This window comes from Candidatus Marithrix sp. Canyon 246, assembly GCF_001723685.1.
In the GTDB taxonomy this organism is placed as follows: Bacteria; Pseudomonadota; Gammaproteobacteria; order Beggiatoales; family Beggiatoaceae; genus Marithrix.
In genome coordinates this window covers 42,093-60,744 of record NZ_MCBX01000014.1, presented here as the reverse complement: position 1 = coordinate 60,744, position 18,652 = coordinate 42,093, and the positions used below count along the sequence as shown (strand labels likewise).

20 protein-coding genes are annotated in these 18,652 nt (G+C 35.9%); 13 read left to right on the top strand and 7 right to left on the bottom strand.

What is annotated here, in order from left to right; translation table 11 throughout:
* A partial coding sequence (locus BHU68_RS09585; RefSeq protein WP_141700078.1) for a hypothetical protein occupies positions 1-428 on the bottom strand: 428 nt, incomplete at its 3' end.
* A gap of 347 nt (positions 429-775) precedes the next feature.
* On the opposite strand from BHU68_RS09585, the gene BHU68_RS09580 reads away from it, so the two are divergent.
* Positions 776-961 (top strand): hypothetical protein, encoded by a 186-nt coding sequence (locus tag BHU68_RS09580; RefSeq protein ID WP_069471895.1) that lies wholly within the window; start codon positions 776-778, stop codon positions 959-961.
* Complete coding sequence (locus BHU68_RS09575; protein WP_069473063.1) at positions 952-3,069, top strand: DNA internalization-related competence protein ComEC/Rec2; 2,118 nt, start codon at positions 952-954, stop codon at positions 3,067-3,069. The genes BHU68_RS09580 and BHU68_RS09575 overlap by 10 nt, the downstream gene beginning before the upstream one ends.
* Before the next feature lie 19 nt (positions 3,070-3,088).
* Here BHU68_RS09575 and holA read toward each other — a convergent pair whose 3' ends face one another.
* The 3 genes from holA to BHU68_RS09560 form a co-directional block, all read right to left on the bottom strand.
* Positions 3,089-4,111 (bottom strand): DNA polymerase III subunit delta, encoded by a 1,023-nt coding sequence (holA, locus tag BHU68_RS09570; RefSeq protein WP_069472863.1) that lies wholly within the window; start codon positions 4,109-4,111, stop codon positions 3,089-3,091.
* 302 nt (positions 4,112-4,413) lie between these two features.
* Positions 4,414-5,172 (bottom strand): hypothetical protein, encoded by a 759-nt coding sequence (locus BHU68_RS09565; protein WP_216092882.1) that lies wholly within the window; start codon positions 5,170-5,172, stop codon positions 4,414-4,416.
* Positions 5,173-5,332: 160 nt separating this feature from the next.
* Positions 5,333-6,868, bottom strand: a complete 1,536-nt coding sequence (locus tag BHU68_RS09560; protein ID WP_069471310.1) for an AAA-like domain-containing protein — start codon at positions 6,866-6,868, stop codon at positions 5,333-5,335.
* An 82-nt stretch (positions 6,869-6,950) separates the two neighbouring features.
* On the opposite strand from BHU68_RS09560, the gene parC reads away from it, so the two are divergent.
* The 11 genes from parC to BHU68_RS17265 all read left to right on the top strand — a co-directional run bounded on the left by parC (position 6,951) and on the right by BHU68_RS17265 (position 14,336).
* Positions 6,951-9,200 (top strand): DNA topoisomerase IV subunit A, encoded by a 2,250-nt coding sequence (gene parC / locus BHU68_RS09555; protein ID WP_069471309.1) that lies wholly within the window; start codon positions 6,951-6,953, stop codon positions 9,198-9,200.
* On the top strand, positions 9,200-10,087 hold the full coding sequence (locus BHU68_RS09550) for a vWA domain-containing protein (protein WP_069471308.1): 888 nt from the start codon (positions 9,200-9,202) through the stop codon (positions 10,085-10,087). The genes parC and BHU68_RS09550 overlap by 1 nt, the downstream gene beginning before the upstream one ends.
* Before the next feature lie 98 nt (positions 10,088-10,185).
* Positions 10,186-10,398: a hypothetical protein gene (locus tag BHU68_RS09545; RefSeq protein WP_069471307.1), complete on the top strand. Its 213-nt coding sequence runs from the start codon at positions 10,186-10,188 to the stop codon at positions 10,396-10,398.
* Between the two features lie 101 nt (positions 10,399-10,499).
* Positions 10,500-10,988, top strand: coding sequence for a hypothetical protein (locus tag BHU68_RS09540; RefSeq protein ID WP_141698874.1), 489 nt, complete (start codon positions 10,500-10,502; stop codon positions 10,986-10,988).
* A 214-nt stretch (positions 10,989-11,202) separates the two neighbouring features.
* Entirely contained in the window at positions 11,203-11,997 is a 795-nt protein-coding gene (locus BHU68_RS09535) for a WD40 repeat domain-containing protein (protein WP_069471305.1), read from the top strand.
* Between the two features lie 106 nt (positions 11,998-12,103).
* On the top strand, positions 12,104-12,295 hold the full coding sequence (locus tag BHU68_RS17915; protein ID WP_253181000.1) for a hypothetical protein: 192 nt from the start codon (positions 12,104-12,106) through the stop codon (positions 12,293-12,295).
* Entirely contained in the window at positions 12,226-12,615 is a 390-nt protein-coding gene (locus tag BHU68_RS17910; protein WP_320409039.1) for a WD40 repeat domain-containing protein, read from the top strand. Before BHU68_RS17915 ends, BHU68_RS17910 begins: the two co-directional genes overlap by 70 nt.
* A complete protein-coding gene (locus BHU68_RS16910; RefSeq protein WP_141698930.1) occupies positions 12,563-12,964 on the top strand; it encodes a hypothetical protein in 402 nt (133 codons plus the stop codon). Before BHU68_RS17910 ends, BHU68_RS16910 begins: the two co-directional genes overlap by 53 nt.
* Entirely contained in the window at positions 12,927-13,595 is a 669-nt protein-coding gene (locus tag BHU68_RS09515; protein ID WP_069471301.1) for a caspase family protein, read from the top strand. The genes BHU68_RS16910 and BHU68_RS09515 overlap by 38 nt, the downstream gene beginning before the upstream one ends.
* A gap of 287 nt (positions 13,596-13,882) precedes the next feature.
* Positions 13,883-14,146, top strand: coding sequence for a formylglycine-generating enzyme family protein (locus tag BHU68_RS16480; RefSeq protein WP_083234163.1), 264 nt, complete (start codon positions 13,883-13,885; stop codon positions 14,144-14,146).
* Positions 14,147-14,192: 46 nt separating this feature from the next.
* Complete coding sequence (locus BHU68_RS17265; RefSeq protein ID WP_171899636.1) at positions 14,193-14,336, top strand: hypothetical protein; 144 nt, start codon at positions 14,193-14,195, stop codon at positions 14,334-14,336.
* A gap of 92 nt (positions 14,337-14,428) precedes the next feature.
* Here the strand turns inward: BHU68_RS17265 and BHU68_RS09510 are convergent, their stop codons facing one another.
* Genes BHU68_RS09510 through secA form a run of 3 tightly spaced genes read right to left on the bottom strand, consistent with a single transcriptional unit; the run spans position 14,429 to position 18,602 of the window.
* Positions 14,429-14,686, bottom strand: coding sequence for a hypothetical protein (locus BHU68_RS09510; RefSeq protein WP_069471300.1), 258 nt, complete (start codon positions 14,684-14,686; stop codon positions 14,429-14,431).
* A 5-nt stretch (positions 14,687-14,691) separates the two neighbouring features.
* Positions 14,692-15,858 carry a bifunctional glutamate N-acetyltransferase/amino-acid acetyltransferase ArgJ gene (argJ, locus tag BHU68_RS09505; protein ID WP_069471299.1) on the bottom strand — a complete coding sequence of 389 codons (1,167 nt, stop codon included), beginning with the start codon at positions 15,856-15,858 and terminating at the stop codon, positions 14,692-14,694.
* 5 nt (positions 15,859-15,863) lie between these two features.
* Positions 15,864-18,602 carry a preprotein translocase subunit SecA gene (gene secA, locus BHU68_RS09500; protein ID WP_069471298.1) on the bottom strand — a complete coding sequence of 913 codons (2,739 nt, stop codon included), beginning with the start codon at positions 18,600-18,602 and terminating at the stop codon, positions 15,864-15,866.
* Positions 18,603-18,652: the final 50 nt, after the last annotated feature.

The following is an 18,652-nucleotide window of genomic DNA, read 5'->3' as shown; positions in this document are numbered from 1 at the left end:
GTTGGTTTTTCAGTTGGTTCTACTGAACTTTCACAGCTATCAGTTTCAATCAGATCTTCAATACCAAACATTGCAGATGTTATATGCCGAGATGTCATAATTACATCCTGATAATATATGATATCTCCTTCAAATCCATCACCAAATTGAGAAGTAGTGGTAGCTTTGAAGCAAGGTATATTGACCGATCTAGTTTTGGGGTTATATAAGATATAACCACTAACTTTTTCACCATCAAACATATTCTTAAATTTGATACTGTCAAAATTTAGTTCATTGATGAATGGAACTAAAATACCTTCTAAATATAGGATTTTAGTCTTGGAATCATAAATGGCTTGTGAAGAAACTGTTTCACCAGCCAAAACATTGCTGCCTAATACACTTGATAAGGCAATTGCCGTAATAAATTTACGAATTTTCAGCATAATATCTCCTTTTTAGGTTTAAAAAAAAATCTTAGTGTCTATATGGCCTTTGCTATAACATATGGGCCATTCACTGGATTTCAATAAAATATTGGTTTGACTATATAGAATGGGGCGAACCAAGAGATATTTGAACAATATGACACAGCCTGTTATAGTTGAATATATAACTTGTAACTAACATCAATATTATAGTACAAACGGCACACATTGTACTATAATGTAGTGTTATGAAACGTTATAATTGGAATCAAGAAAAGAATAAAATTCTGAAGGCAGAATGAAATATTTCTGAAAACTATCATGCCTAGCCGTAAAGCAACAAAAAAGTATATTGGAGAGTGAATATGGCTAACTATAAACTAGATGAAGAAGAACAAGAAATATTGGAAGCATTTGAATCTGGAGACTTACAGCCAATTGTGAATGCAAAAGAACAAATAAAAAAACATCAAGAATATGCCGCTGCTAGTTTCAAAAAGGATCAAAGAATAAATATTCGTATTACAAATAAATTTGGCTTATGCGTTTAAAATCCTCATTATTGTTTCTAGTCTTATTGTGGCTTGCATGGCATGTGAATAATATTTATTCACATAGCTTACCGAAAGATCTTGAAGGGAAAACCATCATACTTACAGGTACGATTATTGGTATTCCTAAAAAAGTAGAATCTAAGCAAAAATTTTGTAGTTGGCGTTTTACTTTTGCTCCAGACAATTGGCATAAGTATATTAGTTTAAGTTGGTCTAATGAACCTCCCACCGCATTGCAACCGGGGCAAAAATGGCAATTCACTGTGCGTTTAAAGCGCGTTCATGCGATGCGAAATCCCGGTGTTAGTGATTATTCTATGTCTTTGCTTCAAAAAGGAATTATCGCCAATGGTTCAATAAAAGCTGAGGCTAAACTTTTAAGTCAGCCTTCTGTATATAATATAGATTATTGGCGTTATCGGATTATTGATGCAATACGGCAAGCTATCGGTGATCAGCCTAGTATGGGTATTTTAATTAGTTTAGCTGTGGGGGAACGACAATGGATTAGTCAGCAGCAGCGGCAAGTTTTGGCAAAAACTGGTACGGCTCATTTAATCGCAATTTCTGGTTTGCATGTTGGTTTACTTGCCGCTCTGACTTTTATCTTGTTTTGGATTCTGCGGCGTATATTTAGATTGTATCCAAATTTTCTCATTCGATTCATTCCTGCGCCGCTGTTTGCAGTGGTTTTAAGTTTATTTATTGCTACTTGTTACGCTCTATTAGCAGGTTTTACTTTACCAACTCAACGCGCTTTAATTATGCTTACTATTGCCGCTTTGGCAATTTTATTGGCTCGTAATATTGCGATTTCACGTATTTTAGTTTTAACCTTGGTTGTAGTATTAATATGGGATCCCTTATCAGTATTATCAGCCGGATTTTGGTTATCTTTTTCAGCAGTTGCAGTGATTTTATATGCTTTAAGTAATAGAAATGAAGCTAGATTATCAGCATTAAGTCGTTGGGGGTTAGCTAGTTGGCGCACTCAATGGGCAGTTACTTTGGGTTTAATTCCGATTGTATTGGCAATATTTGGCTATGTGTCTTTAACCAGTTTAGTAGCTAATATTATTGCAATTCCTTGGGTAAGTTTTGTGATAGTGCCGCTGACTTTATTAGGTACTATTTTAATTTTAGTTTCACCGACGCTTGGAACTTTGTTATTAGAATTAGCGGCTAATATTTTTGATGCCTTATGGGTTTCTATAAGTTGGCTAGCAGATTTTCCTGTTTGGCAACAACATACTCCGCCATTATGGAGCGTCATAATAGCGATGATAGGTGTTGCGATTTTACTATTACCACGTGGTTTTCCAGCGCGTTGGATTGGTATATTTTGGTTATTACCATTATTTCTTATACCGCCAGCTCAGCCAAAACATGGTGAAGTGTGGTTGGATTTATTAGATGTAGGGCAAGGATTAGCCGCTGTAATACGTACAAAAAATTCTGTATTAGTTTATGACACTGGACCAAAATATTGTAGTGGCTTTAATACTGGAGAAGCTGTAATTGTGCCATTTTTACGCGCCAAAGGCATCAAAAAAATTGACAAATTAGTGATTAGTCATGGAGATAATGATCATATAGGTGGAATGGCAAGCGTGTTAGAAAACTTAACAGTTAGTGAGGTTTTAATTAAAAACAATTGTCAAAAGGGTCAAAATTGGCAAATAGATGGAGTACATTTTCAAATCTTACATCCACCAGCCAATTATGCCGCTAAAAAAAAGAATGATCATAGTTGCGTATTAAAAGTGAGCGCGATAGGTGGAACAATATTATTACCCGGAGATATTGAAAAACGATCAGAAAGATATTTAGTGAAACATGCTAACAAACAATTAAGATCAGACATACTAATAGTGCCACATCATGGTAGCAAAACCTCCTCAACAGAAGCATTTTTAAATGCAGTAAATCCTAAAATAGCGTTATTTTCTAGTGGTTATAGAAATAGATTTGGACATCCAAAACCCAAGATTTTAGAAAGATATCGTCAGCGTAATGTTAGGATATGGCAGACTGTAGATAAGGGGGCTATTAGTCTGAGGGTGTTAAATGATGGTATTTCTGCAACTAAACCTGACAGGTTTTAAAAACCTGTCAGGTTTGCCTTTATTTAAACAATTTAACCCCAGCAACCTTCAAGCTTAATTGTTGCAAAGCATCCCAAGAATTACCTTTTTTCACGCCTTTAATTATAGCATCAATTTCTACTGTTTCTTTCAAAAAAGCTTGCCATGTTTTAGCTTGGGGGTGCCGTCTTATTGCGTTACTTACACTGCTTTTGCGGTTACTCCAAATTCGGTATGTCTTAAATACTTGTTCCTGTGATTGTCGGTTTTGTATGGCTGCTGTTATGTAACATAAATTACGTATTTCTCTATTTAATGCCCATGCTACTAAAATTTCTGCTACACCTTCTTGTTCTAAATGTTTTAATTGGTGAATTCCACGTTTTACTTTTCCAGCTAACATCGTATCTACCCAATCAAATATCTGAAAACGCGCTGTATCTGCCACTGCTTCAGTTACTTGTGCTATAGTAATTTGACCAGAACCATATAACAAATGTAACTTTTCAATTTCTTGGGAACAAGCTAATAAATGTCCCTCTGAACGTTCTGCAATTATATTCATTACTTCAGAATCAGGTTTTAAACCATACTTATTCATACGCGCCGCTATCCATCTAGGTAATTCAAGCGCATTTAATGGCCATATTTGTATTACAACTCCAGATTGTTCTATACTTTTAAACCATTTAGTTTTTTGTTGACTAGCGTCTAATTTATCAGCAGTAATTAATAACACAGTATCGGCAGGTAATTGTTTAGTATAAGCAACTAAGGCTGCACCACCATCTTTGCCCGGTGATTTATTAGCCAAACGCAATTCTAATAAGCGTTTATTTGCAAATAAAGAAAAACTATTAGCCTCTTGATCAAGACTGCTCCAATCAAATCCAGTTTCTAGCGTCAAAATTACACGCTCACTAAAGTCTTGCTGACGTGCGCAGTTTCTGATTAAATCCACAGATTCCATCATTTGCAAAGCCTCATCACCAGTTAATAAATAAATTGGAGCCAGTTTTTGCTGCTTTAGGTGATTATGTAGTTGAGATGCTTGTAATTTCATGACTTATTATATTTTATAACCAAATAACCTCAATCCTTTTGCCTTGCTCTTCTATAATTTGCCTTTCACCAACTTTATCCCAATTTTCAACCAGCCGCTGTCTAAACTTAGTCTATGTATTATTGAATATTTATGTACAAGGATATGAGCCTTGCGAGGTGTTGAAGATCCTTGTATGAAAACTACTGGTTATGGAAATAGTCGCCCAGTAGCTTTGAGAGAATTTGAAGCATACATATTAAGACACAAAAAAAACTACAGGAATTGCATATAGAATGTTATTGTAATTTAAGGACTTTTATTCATCTGGTTTGAAAGTAAAAGCGATAAGCACTACCATCATGTAACATAGCTGCACTACTCTTATTACTGCTTCTTGGAGTACCAACTAAAGTTAAAACACGAATTGAATTATAACCATATTCATAATCTTGTGTAGAACGTTTAAATGCACCTTGATAAAACTTAGTTGTACTACCTGACTTAAAAGCGTAAAAACGATATGCACTACCATCATGTAACATTTGCCATCTATTCCAATCTGTATTTCTTGGAAAACCTGTTACATCTATTTTAGGAATAGATCTATATCCAAACTTATAAGTACTAGTTCCCGGAACCCAAGCAAATTGATATAATGCTTTTGGATTACCTTTTTGTTTTACATACAGACGATAATCACGACCATCATGTAACATAGAAAAACTACGGAAATTTGCATCTCGTGGTGCATTCACTAATGTTAAGACTGGTATGGATTTATAACCATATTGATAGGCATTTCTGGATCTATTAAAGGCAAATTGATACAATTTATTTCTGCTATATTTTTTGAAAAAATAAAGGCGATATGCTGATCCATCGTGCAACATTGCCCAACGTTTCCAATCTGTATCGGCTGGAGCATTGATAACTGGTATATTTGGAATAGAGTTATAACCAAACTTATAAGTAGATGTATTAGGAACCCAAGCAGCTTGATTAAGCGATGAAGCAAAAGCCACTGAACTTGCCAATACTGCTATTGTTATAGCAATTACTTTCGTTAGTGAAAATTTCATTAATTTAATCCTATTTAATAAATAAGTTGAAATTTCATTATACTTTATAGGATAAAAAATTGTAAAGTTTTTTTAAAAAAATGTATATTGAATTATTATAATTATCATTTATACGATAAAAAGGGGCTAAAACAACAACAAGTGCAAAGCTCCTTAATAGTTACAAATAAATAACCTCAATCCTTTTGCCTTGTTCTTCTATAATTTGCCTTTCACCAACTTTATCCCAATCTTCAACTGCCTTACGATTAAAAATTATCAACCAGCCGCTGTCTAAACTGAGTCTATGTAAGTAATTTATTAGTTGTTTGGTACCTTCAGTTAGGGCTTTTTTGCTACTCAGTTTTAATTCAAAAGCAAATCTTTCTTCAGCAAAATCAATACATAAATCAACTCGCCCTAAACCAGCAGCGTATTCTCGACTAATATAGCCGCCACCATTTACTATTCTTTGTAAGAATGCCATAAATAATAAATGATGAGCCGCTTCAGTATAGGTTTTGCGTTTTGTTACTAATTCACTATGTTCTTTATAAAATTCTATATAAGCTTCTAAAACTTTCTTAATATTCAGCTTTCCATCGTCTTTTACATACCATTGAGGATCTTGCCCTAGCATATCTTGACGGTAAGCTGTTAATTCTCTAGGAATTACTTCACGATAAATTGGATTGGCTATTTCTAATCCTTGTTTTCCTAATCGAATTAATCCTAAATCAATTAAGTATTGTTTATCTTCATTCAGATTGGTATTTTCTATTTCTTCGCCAATTAAGATTGATTGAATAACCCGTTCTACTCTTGGTTCTGTCAATTTGTCTGCTAATTGATCTAAATGCACATCGCGACGCTTGATCAAAATTTCAGCAGCATTATTTACATCAGTTTTATTGATGGTTTTTTCCCAAGCAATGGCATAATCATCAAAACATAATTCTCTAGCTAAAGCGTTTACTAACCACGGTTGCCCTTGGGTTAGTTCAAAAACTTGTTGCAAGGCATGATGAGTAAAATTTTGACCAGTTGCTTCTGTATGTTGTGCGTATAGTTCTTTTACTTGTTCATAAGTAAAATCTTCTAGGCGAATTGATTTTTCTTTAATATTAAAGGCTGAACCACCAACAATATAACGCTGTGAAGAATCCGAATAGATTCTATAATCTCGAATATCACGTAATCCTATCATACATAAAGCATGAGGAAAAGCGCGTGGGCGTTTAGTATAGCCGCTACGCAATTGGCGTAAAACCGAAATTAAGCCATCACCAATCAGGGCATCGACTTCATCCATGAATAATATTAAAGGTTTTGAAAGTTCTAAACACCATCGCATCAAGAATACAGAAAATTCATTGTTAATATTTTCAAAACAAGCTGCTGATGGTTGATATTCTATTGGTAAATATATTTCGGTTTGAATACGGAGTTCATTAATAATTGTTTTATTAACTTCGATAACATTATTACGCCAAGCTTGTGCTACTTCTACATTTATATATAGTGCAATATATTGATCTTGCTTATTGATATGTTCCATCAATTGCAACATTAATGTGGTTTTACCAGTTTGACGTGGCGCGTGTAGGATGAAATAGCGTTCATTGTCAATCAATTTTTTTAGATTGGTAAAATCATTTGTAAGCATATAATGCTTTTCTGGCACGCAAGCTCCAGCAGTGTTAAAAAACTTTTTCATAATTATTTAATTTCATGACTGATAGTGATAATAGCGATTATAATAGTCTAATTATATCAATAGGTGAAATTTTAATAAAATTATGCAATCAATTCTTGTCTCTGAAGAAGAAATAGAACGTGTTTCTGTACATCAATTTACTGAAAAAGCCTATCTTGACTATGCTATGTATGTCATTTTAGATCGCGCTTTACCTCATATTGGTGATGGATTAAAACCGGTTCAGCGGCGTATTATTTATGCTATGTCTGAATTAGGCTTAAAAGCTACTAGTAAATATAAAAAATCCGCGCGAACTGTAGGTGATGTTCTAGGTAAATTCCATCCTCATGGTGATATGGCTTGTTATGAGGCGATGGTTTTAATGGCACAAGATTTTTCTTATCGTTATCCCTTGGTGGATGGGCAAGGTAATTGGGGTTCAATGGATGATCCTAAATCTTTTGCCGCTATGCGTTATACCGAATCGCGCTTATCCGCTTTTACTGAGTTATTATTAAGTGAATTAGGGCAAGGTACAACTGATTGGCAAGATAATTTTGATGGTAGTTTGCATGAACCAACTTTATTGCCAGCCCGTTTGCCACATATTTTATTAAATGGCACTACTGGTATTGCGGTTGGAATGGCAACCGACATTCCACCGCATAATATTTCTGAAATAGTAGCAGCATCTATTCATTTGTTAAAACATCCTGATGCCAGCGTCGCTGATTTATGTGCTTATATACCAGCTCCTGATTATCCTACTGATGCAGAAATTATTACTCCAGCCGCTGATTTATTAAAAATGTATGAAAGCGGCAAAGGTTCTGTCAGGATGCGAGGAACTTATATCCGCGAACGTGAGGATATTGTAATCGTAGCATTACCACATCAAACATCTGGTAGTAAAATCATTACTCAAATCGCTGAGCAAATGACTGCGAAAAAATTGCCGATGATCGAAGATATACGTGATGAATCTGATCATGAAAATCCAGTGCGTATTGTCATAATGCCTAAATCTAAGCGCATAAATGCTGAAATTGTAATGACACATTTATTTGCTACCACAGATTTAGAACGTAGTTATCGTGTCAATCTGAATATGATTGGATTAGATAATCGCCCACAAGTAAAAAATCTGCAAATGATTCTTTCAGAATGGCTAGATTATAGAACTCTAACTGTACGTCGTCGCTTAACATATCGCCTAGAAAAAATCCAAAAACGCTTACATTTGCTTGAAGGATTATTAATCGCTTATTTAAATCTTGATGACATAATAACGATTATTCGTGACGAAGATAAGCCTAAACAACTATTAAAAACACAATTTGATCTAAGTGAAATACAAGCAGATGCGATTTTAGAATTAAAACTGCGTCAATTAGCAAAATTAGAACAAAATAAACTTAAAGCTGAAGAAACTACACTATCTAAAGAAGCTAAAATTCTTGAAACAACCTTAAAATCTGAGACTAAGCTTAAAAACTTAATTTTAAAAGAACTTAAGGCGGATGCAAAAAAATATGATCAACCACGCCGTTCGCCTCTAATTGAACGTCAACAAGCACAAGCTTTTGATGAAACTAAACTGGTTGCTTCTGAGCCTGTTACGGTGATTTTATCTGCTAAAGGATTAGTCAGAGCTGCTAAGAGTCATGAAATTGATCCACGTAGTTTAAACTATCGGGCTGGTGATGAATTTGCTGATGCTTATCAAGGAATTAGCAATCAACAAGCAGTATTTATAGATACTAATGGGCGTAGCTATTCAACACCTGCTCATACTTTACCATCAGCACGCGGCTTAGGTGAACCTTTAGCTGGACGTTTTACACCTCCAAATAGTGTAGGATTTGTCCATGTATTATTAGGAGAACCAAATACTGATTATTTATTAGCTTCTGAAGCAGGATATGGTTTTATTACCAGCTTAGAAAACTTATACACTAAAAACAAAGCTGGCAAAGCTATTTTAAGTTTAAATAACGCCAAAATATTAGCACCAGTAAAAATCACAGATATAGAAAATAAATACTATGCAGTGCTTACCAGTGCCGGCTATTTATCTATAGTTTCACTAACAGAATTACCGCGTTTAAGTAAAGGTAAAGGAGTAAAATTGCTCAATATTCCAGCGAAAAATAAAAATCAAGAAAAAATAATAGCTCTAAATCAATTACAACCAGAAACAGATATAATAACAATATATGTTGGTAAACGTCATCTAACTCTCAAAGCTCGTGACATTGAAGCTTATACTGGAGAACGTAGTCGGCGTGGGCAAAAATTACCGCGCGGATTTCAAAATGTTGATCGGATGCTGGTTACAAAGGATAACTGATGCTAGAACAATTTCATTTTATTAGACCACTTTGGTTATTGTCAATAATTCCATTAGGATTACTGATAATCTGGTTATGGCGAAAAGCACCAACTGCTAATAATTCATGGCAGAAAGTGGTAGATGCTCATTTATTAGAGTATTTATTGGTAAATGTAGGGCAAAGCCAAAAAACTTTGGGCTTGATGTTTTTAGCAACTGCTTGGTTATTAACAGTTTTAGCTTTAGCAGGACCAACTTGGTCAAGTTCTTTACAGTCTGTATATCGTTCTGAAGCTGCTCTGGTATTAGTATTAGATACATTCATAAAACCATCGCGTTTTGAAAAAGCCAAATATAAAATTTTAGATATTCTAAAGCGGCGGCAAGAAGGGCAAACTGCTTTAATTATATTTGCTGCTCGCCCTCATGTTGTATCACCTCTGACTGATGATAATGCAACTATTGCTCATATTGTTCATAGCTTAGATACTGATTGGATACCAGTGAAAGATAAGCAAACTGGCTTTGCCTTAGCAGAAGCAAAACAGTTATTGACAACAGCTAAGGTGGGAGGAGAAGTGTTATTAATAACAGATGAACTAGGTTATAAAGAACAAAGCTTCGCTCAAGCGCGTGAATTAAAAGCTCAAGGCTATGCTGTATCTGTATTAGCAATTAATAAGCAAGATAAGTTACAAAAATTAGCGATGCTAGGTGGAGGCAATTATGTAGAATTAACTGCTGATGATGAAGACTTAGATATATTATTAAAAGCCAAACATTTTAATAATGAGGGCAAATTGACAGATGCAACTCATGCTAGCTGGGAAGAACAGGGTTATTGGTTAATATTGTTGATTATACCATTAGCGGCTTTGGGTTTTAGGCGTGGTTGGTTGATCTGAATCATAATATAGCCCCTTCAGGGCTTTAAAATTAAAAATATGAATATTGAGTCAATGCAGCTCAACCTACGAAAATAACTGAAGTGAGTAACAATACAATGAATAATCAAGTTGATTTAACTAAGGTAGCAGGCAAAAATATTGAAGATTTAACTATTGATGAACTTAAAACGATTGCTTCTCGGGCAGGTAGAAAGGCATATCATAATGCCAAACAACATGGATTTCGTGTAACCGAACTTCGAGATGGGCAGATTGTTTGGGTTTATCCAAATGGGCATATAGAACCTCTTCAAAATCTTGAAGGATAATATTATGGCAATGGGTAGGCCAAGATTGCGGCCCTAATGGGTCTGGCAAGTCAACCTTTACCGCAGATATTTTGCAAGAACATGTTAGCTTAGGTGTTTATGTGAACCCAGATGAAATAGCTCAGACATTAGAAGGTGAAGAACTTACACGTGCGAAGAAAGCACAACAGGTTGCAGTATTGCAAAGGGAGCAATTGTTGCTTGAAGGTCAATCTATGACATACGAAAGTGTTATGTCGCACTCTTCCCATTTAGATTTTTTAAAGCGGGCAAAAATAGCCGGCTATCGGACTTATCTTTATTTTATTGGTGTAGAACATTCTGATATAAATAAAGAACGTGTTAAGAACCGTGAAAAATTAGGTGGTCATGGTGTGCCAGAAGAAAAAATAGTGCCACGTTATAAAAGGACTATGGAGCAACTATTTAATGCTTGTTTGCTGGTTAATCGAGCTTATATATTTGATAATTCACTTAATGATTATTACATGGTTGCTGAAGTACATGAAGCTGAATTAATAGTCGATCATGATAATTTGGCGGCTCAATTGTCTTGGCATAAAATACATCTGCTCAATAAATTTAAATAAGCAGGGATTATATAGGTATAGTATATTTAGTACAACGGATTTATATTATTCCTTTCATTGTCTGAATCAGAATTTACAAAATTTTAGGATTTACAGAAATGAAGCTCGTAGAAAAAAAATCCTGTAAATTCTAAAATCCTGCAAATCCTGATTCAGACAATGAAATATAACTTATACTATAATAGACACCCTAAATTAGATAAGGAACAAACAAATGACTATCAAACCCTTAAATCCAACCCGAATTAGACCTGACAGGTTTTTAAAACCTGTCAGGTCTGTTCTAACTCTAGGCTTAACTCTATTAATCCTGACATCATGCAATGAAGTAATAAAAGACCCACCAAAACCTAAAACAACAACCACCGCCCCTCCCATCCTACAAATTGATCCGGGCGGACATAAGTCTAAGATTAAAGATGTAACATTCACCTCCGATGGTCGTTATTTAGTCTCGGCGGGGGGATGGATGAAAAATGATGAAATCCGCCTCTATAACTTCCCCACCGGCAAGTTAGTGACGCTGCTTAAAGGGCATACTAATGTTGTTTTAGGATTAGCATTTTCCCCCAATAGCCGCTATTTAGTGTCAGGTAGTGCTGATAAAAATGCCATTATTTGGGACATCAATCAAAAGCAGCAACTACACACTCTAAAAGGACATACAAATAACATCTACGCTGTAGCCTTTACTCCCGATTCTAAGCGTGTGGTAATAACTGGTAGTTATGATCATAGTTTGCGTTTGTGGCGAGTAAAAAATGGTAAGCTGATAGCTAAATTGCAAGGACATACTAATAAAGTAAGATCAGTGGCAATATCTCCTAAAAATGGCACAATAGCTTCTGGAAGTAAGGATCACACTATTCGCATATGGGATGGAAAAACAGGGCAGTTTATTAAAACCTTGGCTAATCAAGGCACAGTTGTTGGTAGTTTGTCCTTTAGTCCTGATGGTGGTTATTTGGTGTCTGGTGTTGGTTCAGGCAAAATGCATTGTCATGTATGATCTTATCCCAGCGGCAAGGAAATAGTCACCTATAAACAACATGACAACGTTGTAATTGCTACAGGTGGTGGTTCAAATAAAGAAATTCACATCTGGAATCGGCGCGATGGCACACTCAAACAGCGGCTGCGGGGTGTTGGTGCTAGTATTTGTAATAATGCCATCCTTGACATTAAAAACCAAAACCGCACCATTGCCAGCATTGAACGCGGTAGTACTGATGGTTATATTCATAGTTCCTACACCTTCACACCCAACGGACAAACCATCATCAGCGGCGGAAGTCACGGAGTTATAACAGCCTACCAACGCAATGGTTCTAAAATCGGCGATTATGTTGGACATACTGGCGATGTTTGGGCAGTGGCAGTTTCAGCAGATGGACGTTTCTTGGTTTCTGGTGCTGCTGATCAAACGGTGCGGCTTTGGAATGTCAGAACGCGGGAAAATTTATTAACCCTATTTCATGGAAGCAATGGAGAATGGGTAGTTTGGACTCCTAGTGGGCATTATGCTTCTTCGCCTAATGGCGATAAAATGATTGGTTGGCAGATCAATAAAGGAGTTGATAAAGCTAGGCAGTGCCAAACAAGCCCTAGCTCAAGCAGAAAATACTGACTTCAATCTAAACATCCTAACACGCAAATTACCACCTAAATTTCAAATAATATCACCTCGCAGTGGTACTCGCGTCACAACAGGAATAGTGCCAGTTAAACTAAAAATAGCGGCAAATACCGTAGCAATTGAAAAATTTATGGTTTATATAAATGGACGTGAAGTCACACCACATAGAATCCGTAAAATGCACCCAATGATGCAACAACACACAAAAACCATAGAAATTCCCTTAGAAACTGGCAACAATAGAATCACCATCAGAGCCAAAAATAGCATTGGTATCACCAGTGCCGAATTAAACTTGCAATATGCAGGAGCCAGCCAAAGACGCAGAAGCAATACATAAACTACTACAAACAAAAGGCAAAAAACTCTATAGCGGCATAAAAGCCAAACTACTATCAGACAATAACGGCAAAATGCCAACTAAGAACAATATTGAACAAGCTCTAAAACAACTAAGCAAAGCAAAAGCCAAAGATACTAGTATAATATTTCTATCAGGACACGGCATGAACATAGGCAAAGACTACTACCTAATACCCAGAGATGCAAAACGTCGTGGCTCCCAAATGGATAAAAATAGTCTTGTATCATGGCAAAAAATACAAAACGCACTAGTCCAAGGCTTAGGGCGAAAAATCTTACTAATAAACACATGCCACGCCGGCAACGCCTTCAACCCACGACTATTGAAAGATTCAGCAGATCAAAATATAATAGTGCATTGTGCCACAGATGCAGACAATGTATCCATAGAAATGGACAAGCTAGGGCATGGAGTATTTACCTATAGCCTACTAAAAGGCTTAAAAGGCAAAGCAGACATCTTCGACGAAGATCATGGAAAAATCATGTTCAAAGAACTAGATGCCTACGTATCAAACTATGTAACCCAACTAACTGGCAACAGACAAAAAACCGTCTCACAAGCCGGCAGCGGTGGATTTAAAGACTTTATATTTATGCAACTATAAAAACTCTCCTAGTTTTTGTAGGGTGGGTAGAGCGAAGCGATACGAAGTCAGCGAAGCTAAACCCACCATTTGACATGATTGGTGGGTTTCGCTTATCGCTCTACCCACCCTACAAAAAAACTACGAATTAATGGTATTGAAGCTCCAACGTGGGAACGAGAATAAAGAAATTATGAAATTAAAAATATTACTAATATTAACAATATTAATTCCAGCAGCTCATAGTGCGCCTAAAACTTAAATCAAATCGAAATGGATGACACAATTGATAATTTTGGTAATCGTTTATTACATTCTCAAAGAGTTGGCTTATTTTATGTTTAAATTGTAGAGATAGCTTTAAATATACAGCCCCAGTAGGCTCCTTTCCAGTGAATCCCTTTGGATTATATGACATGCTAGGTAACGTACAAGAATGGACATGCTCAGAATACCAATACAAATACAGAGGAGAACAACAAAAATGTATAAATAAAAATAGCAACACTAAGCCCATTTTCATCAAACAACATACCAGACAGACTAAACAACTGGCTAAGCGCGATAACTAACAATGGAGGAACAGTAAAAACCAAACCAGCCGACGGAGAAAGAATAATGGAAAGCCTAAAAATAATATTTGATAGCATCTACAACCAAGGCAAATATGAACCAGCGGCAAAATACGATGCCGAATTGATATACAGACGCAATGAAAGCGGAGAAGCGATGATAGAAAAAGTGATTTTCACAAACCGATAAATCAACCCTCATTAGATCTGACTCAATTGAAATTTGTTATCTTAACGTTGTGCTAAAAATGGTCTTCCATACATTTAAAAACATATCTTATATTATAACATTTTTTCTTGTGTATCAAGCCACTGAATTAAATAATACAACATAAACCCTTCAGAAGATTTAGAGGGTCCACAAATTAATGCAGGATATAAATGCTGTTGAGAGTCAGCATTTGCCAACGCGCTTTCCTTGTCAACTTCAGGAAAAACGCAATTGGCAGCAAAACGCTTTCGTTTACGACTTGGCGTGTAAATTAAGGCGTATTGTTCTTTGAGTGTAGAACCTTGTAATAAATTATCAATTGTTGGCATGGTGATTAAGTCCGATATTCAGCATTAATCTTCACATAATCATAAGACAAATCAGATGTATAAACAGCATCTTGAGATTCACCGCGCCCTAATAAAACAGTAATTTTTATATCAGTTTTATTCATAACTTCTTGCCCCTGTTGTTCTGTATAAGTCTCAGCAACTCCGCCATTTTCGACTATACAAACATCATCAAGGTAAATTTTAACCGCATTAATATCAAATTGCTCAATTCCAGATCTACCTACTGCTGCCAATATACGCCCCCAATTGGGATCACTAGCAAAAAATGCTGTTTTTACTAGGGGTGAATGTGCAATAGTATAAGCTACATCAAGGCATTCTTGCTTAGTCGCCGCTTGTTCTACTGATACTGTGATAAATTTCGTTGCACCTTCACCATCACGCACAATAGCTTGCGCTAATTGAAGACAAATATCAGTAACAGCTTTGCAAAAATCCACAAAGGCTGGATGATCGGTGTTATCAATAGCTACACCTTTGCCAGTTGCAATTAGAACACAAGCATCATTAGTAGATGTATCGCTATCAATTGTAATACGATTAAAGCTTTTTTCTACCGCTTGATTCAGTGCCGCTTGTAATACTGACGCTGGTGCTTTTACATCAGTGGCAACATAAGATAACATTGTTGCCATATCAGGCTTAATCATGCCTGAACCTTTGGCAATACCTATGATAGCAAAAGGTTCTGTTACCGAAGCTAACTTAGCCACAGTATCAGTAGTCATTATAGCTTCAGCGGCTTGTTGCCAAGCATCACTATCAAGTGCAGCAACTGCCGCTGGTAAAGCCGCTTTTATTTTTTCTACCGGTAAAGCTTGCCCAATTACACCAGTAGAAAATGGCAACACCTCATTCACAGCACAATTAGTTAATTTTGCTACCGCTTCGCAACAACTCAGAGCATCGCGTAAACCATCCAATCCTGTACCAGCATTAGCATTACCAGAATTAATCAACAAATATCGTGGATTAGTAGCAGCTAAGTGTTGACGTGCCACAGTAACAGGAGCAGCACAAAAAGCATTACGAGTAAAAACAGCCGCGCAAGTGCTTTCTGGTGCTAATTCCAGTAAAGCTAAATCATCGCGTTCAGCCTGTTTAATTTGGGCACAAGCCGTACCCAATTTAATTCCATTAACAACCATATTTATTAAGTAATTTTACCATGACATTGTTTATATTTCTTACCGGAACCGCAAGGGCAAGGTTCATTACGACCAATTTTTTTGTCTTTTCTGACAAAAGGTTGTGGTTTCTCTTCAGCAGCTTCTACTTCTTCAACATCTTCTGCCAACTCATTAGTTAAACCTTCTACTTGAGCATGTTGAAATTGCATATCTGGTAATTGTTGACGCTGTTCAGATTCAGCTTCAGTTTCATTATTAATCTGTACTTTAGAAACTATACTAATCACTTCACGCTTAATTCGCTCAAGCATTTGAGAAAACATTTCAAATGCTTCACGCTTATATTCATGTTTAGGATTTTTTTGTGCATAGCCACGCAAATGAATACTTTGACGTAAATAATCCATAGCGGCTAAATGTTCTTTCCAATGACTATCCAGAATTTGTAACATGATAGATTTTTCAAAATGACGTGCAACTTCACTACCTACCACTTTTTCTTTTTCTAAATAAGCATCAACAATAGCCTGTTCTATTTTTTTACGTAATGGTTCTTCATGCAAATTATCATCTTCATCTAACCATTTTTTAATTGGCAATTCTAAATCAAAGTCTTCTTTAATTGCAGTTTCGAGTGAAGGAATTTCCCATAACTCTTCCAAACTTTGTGGTGGAATATAAGAATCAATAAGTTTCCTTAACACATCATGACGAATTCTAATAATATTATCTGCAATAGAATCACTTGCCATTAACTCATTGCGTTGTTGATAAATAATTTTACGCTGATCATTAGAAATATCATCATATTCAAGCAATTGCTTACGCATATCAAAATTACGCCCTTCGACTTTACGTTGAGCGTTTTCAATCGCCTTTGTTACCCAAGAATGTTCAATCGCCTCATCTTTTTCCATGCCTAGCTTTTGCATTAAACCAGCCATACGATCAGAAGCAAAAATGCGCATTAAATTATCTTCTAAAGACAAATAAAAGCGACTAGAACCCGGATCACCTTGCCGTCCAGAACGCCCACGTAACTGATTATCAATACGTCGTGATTCATGACGTTCGGTACCAATAATATGCAAACCACCATTCTCAAGAACTGTAGCATGACGTTGTTGCCAATCTTGATTTAATTTTTCGACTTTCTCCGGTTTCGGACTTTTACCAAGTTCTTTCATCTCAGCTTCCAGACTACCACCTAAAACAATATCAGTACCACGCCCAGCCATGTTAGTCGCAATTGTTACAGCCCCGGGACGACCAGCTTGTGTAATAATTTTAGCTTCTTGCTTATGATATTTTGCATTCAATACTTGGTGTGTAACTTTAGCCTTCTTCAAAGCCGCCGAAACTAATTCAGAACTTTCAATTGATGTCGTACCAACTAATACCGGTTGTTGACGTTGTTGACAATCTTTTATATCTTCAATAATGGCTCTATATTTTTCTTCAGTAGTCATATAAACTAAATCAGCCTTATCATCACGTACCATTGGCTTATTAGTCGGCATTACAACAACTTCTAAAGAATAAATTTGTTGAAATTCAAATGCTTCAGTATCAGCAGTTCCGGTCATACCGGATAATTTATTATATAAGCGAAATAAATTCTGGAAAGTAATAGACGCTAAAGTTTGATTTTCATTTTGAATATGCACATTTTCTTTAGCTTCAACGGCTTGATGTAAACCATCAGACCAGCGTCTTCCCGGCATTTGACGACCAGTAAATTCATCAATAATTACAATTTGACTATCTTTAATAATATATTCAACATCGCGTTCAAATAAAGTATGAGCGCGTAATGCAGCATTAACATGGTGCATTAAACTAATATTGGCTGGATCATATAAACTATCGCCAGCTTGCAATATGTTTTCTTGTGCTAACAATTCTTCAACATGTTGATGACCCTCGTCACTCAAGGTTACTTGTTTATTTTTTTCATCAATAAAATAATCGCCGGCAACGTCAACTTCTTCATCTTTTTCAGTTTCTCGTTCCTGTGGTTTTAAATTAGGAATAATTACATTAATCTTTTGATATAAATCTGAATTATCATTAGTTGGTCCTGAAATAATAAGCGGAGTACGAGCTTCATCAATTAAGATTGAATCTACTTCATCAATAACGACAAAATTTAACTCTCGTTGTACTTTATCATCAATACTAAAAGCCATGTTATCACGAAGATAATCAAAGCCAAATTCATTATTAGTACCATAAGTAATATCAGCCGCATAAGCTTCACGCTTCGTTTCTGAAGACATATTACTAACAACAATACCAGTTGTCATTCCCAAAAACTCATAAAGCTTACCCATCCATTCGGCATCACGAGTAGCTAAATAATCATTAACTGTAATGATATGAACGCCTTTACCAGACAAAGCATTTAAATAAGCGGCTAAGGTAGCGACTAAGGTTTTACCTTCACCAGTACGCATTTCAGCAATTTTACCTTGATGTAATACCATTCCACCTATTAGTTGTACATCAAAGTGACGCATATTTAATACACGTTTTCCGGCTTCGCGAACCGTAGCAAAAGCTTCTGGTAATAAATCATCTAATGAAGTTCCAGATTGTTGTAAACGCTGACGAAATTCAGCAGTCTTGGCTTTTAATTGTTCATCACTTAAGGCTGCCATTGTGGTTTCAAATTCATTGATTTGATCCACAGATTTGAACATACGTTTAACAAGCCGTTCATTGCGGCTACCGAAGAGTTTGGTAAAGAATTTACTGATCATGTTTTATATATAAGAAGGGAATCTGAAGGGGGCGTATTCGCCATTAATGA

Bases quoted from the DNA above. Each gene is read 5' to 3' on its own strand.
- BHU68_RS09580 (WP_069471895.1), top strand. From the start codon at position 776: ATGGCTAACTATAAACTAGATGAAGAAGAACAAGAAATATTGGAAGCA.
- BHU68_RS09575 (WP_069473063.1), top strand. From the start codon at position 952: ATGCGTTTAAAATCCTCATTATTGTTTCTAGTCTTATTGTGGCTTGCA.
- holA (WP_069472863.1), bottom strand. From the start codon at position 4,111: ATGAAATTACAAGCATCTCAACTACATAATCACCTAAAGCAGCAAAAA.
- BHU68_RS09565 (WP_216092882.1), bottom strand. From the start codon at position 5,172: ATGAAATTTTCACTAACGAAAGTAATTGCTATAACAATAGCAGTATTG.
- BHU68_RS09560 (WP_069471310.1), bottom strand. From the start codon at position 6,868: ATGAAAAAGTTTTTTAACACTGCTGGAGCTTGCGTGCCAGAAAAGCAT.
- parC (WP_069471309.1), top strand. From the start codon at position 6,951: ATGCAATCAATTCTTGTCTCTGAAGAAGAAATAGAACGTGTTTCTGTA.
- BHU68_RS09550 (WP_069471308.1), top strand. From the start codon at position 9,200: ATGCTAGAACAATTTCATTTTATTAGACCACTTTGGTTATTGTCAATA.
- BHU68_RS09545 (WP_069471307.1), top strand. From the start codon at position 10,186: ATGAATAATCAAGTTGATTTAACTAAGGTAGCAGGCAAAAATATTGAA.
- BHU68_RS09535 (WP_069471305.1), top strand. From the start codon at position 11,203: ATGACTATCAAACCCTTAAATCCAACCCGAATTAGACCTGACAGGTTT.
- BHU68_RS17915 (WP_253181000.1), top strand. From the start codon at position 12,104: ATGGCACACTCAAACAGCGGCTGCGGGGTGTTGGTGCTAGTATTTGTA.
- BHU68_RS09515 (WP_069471301.1), top strand. From the start codon at position 12,927: ATGCAGGAGCCAGCCAAAGACGCAGAAGCAATACATAAACTACTACAA.
- BHU68_RS17265 (WP_171899636.1), top strand. From the start codon at position 14,193: ATGGAAAGCCTAAAAATAATATTTGATAGCATCTACAACCAAGGCAAA.
- BHU68_RS09510 (WP_069471300.1), bottom strand. From the start codon at position 14,686: ATGCCAACAATTGATAATTTATTACAAGGTTCTACACTCAAAGAACAA.
- argJ (WP_069471299.1), bottom strand. From the start codon at position 15,858: ATGGTTGTTAATGGAATTAAATTGGGTACGGCTTGTGCCCAAATTAAA.
- secA (WP_069471298.1), bottom strand. From the start codon at position 18,602: ATGATCAGTAAATTCTTTACCAAACTCTTCGGTAGCCGCAATGAACGG.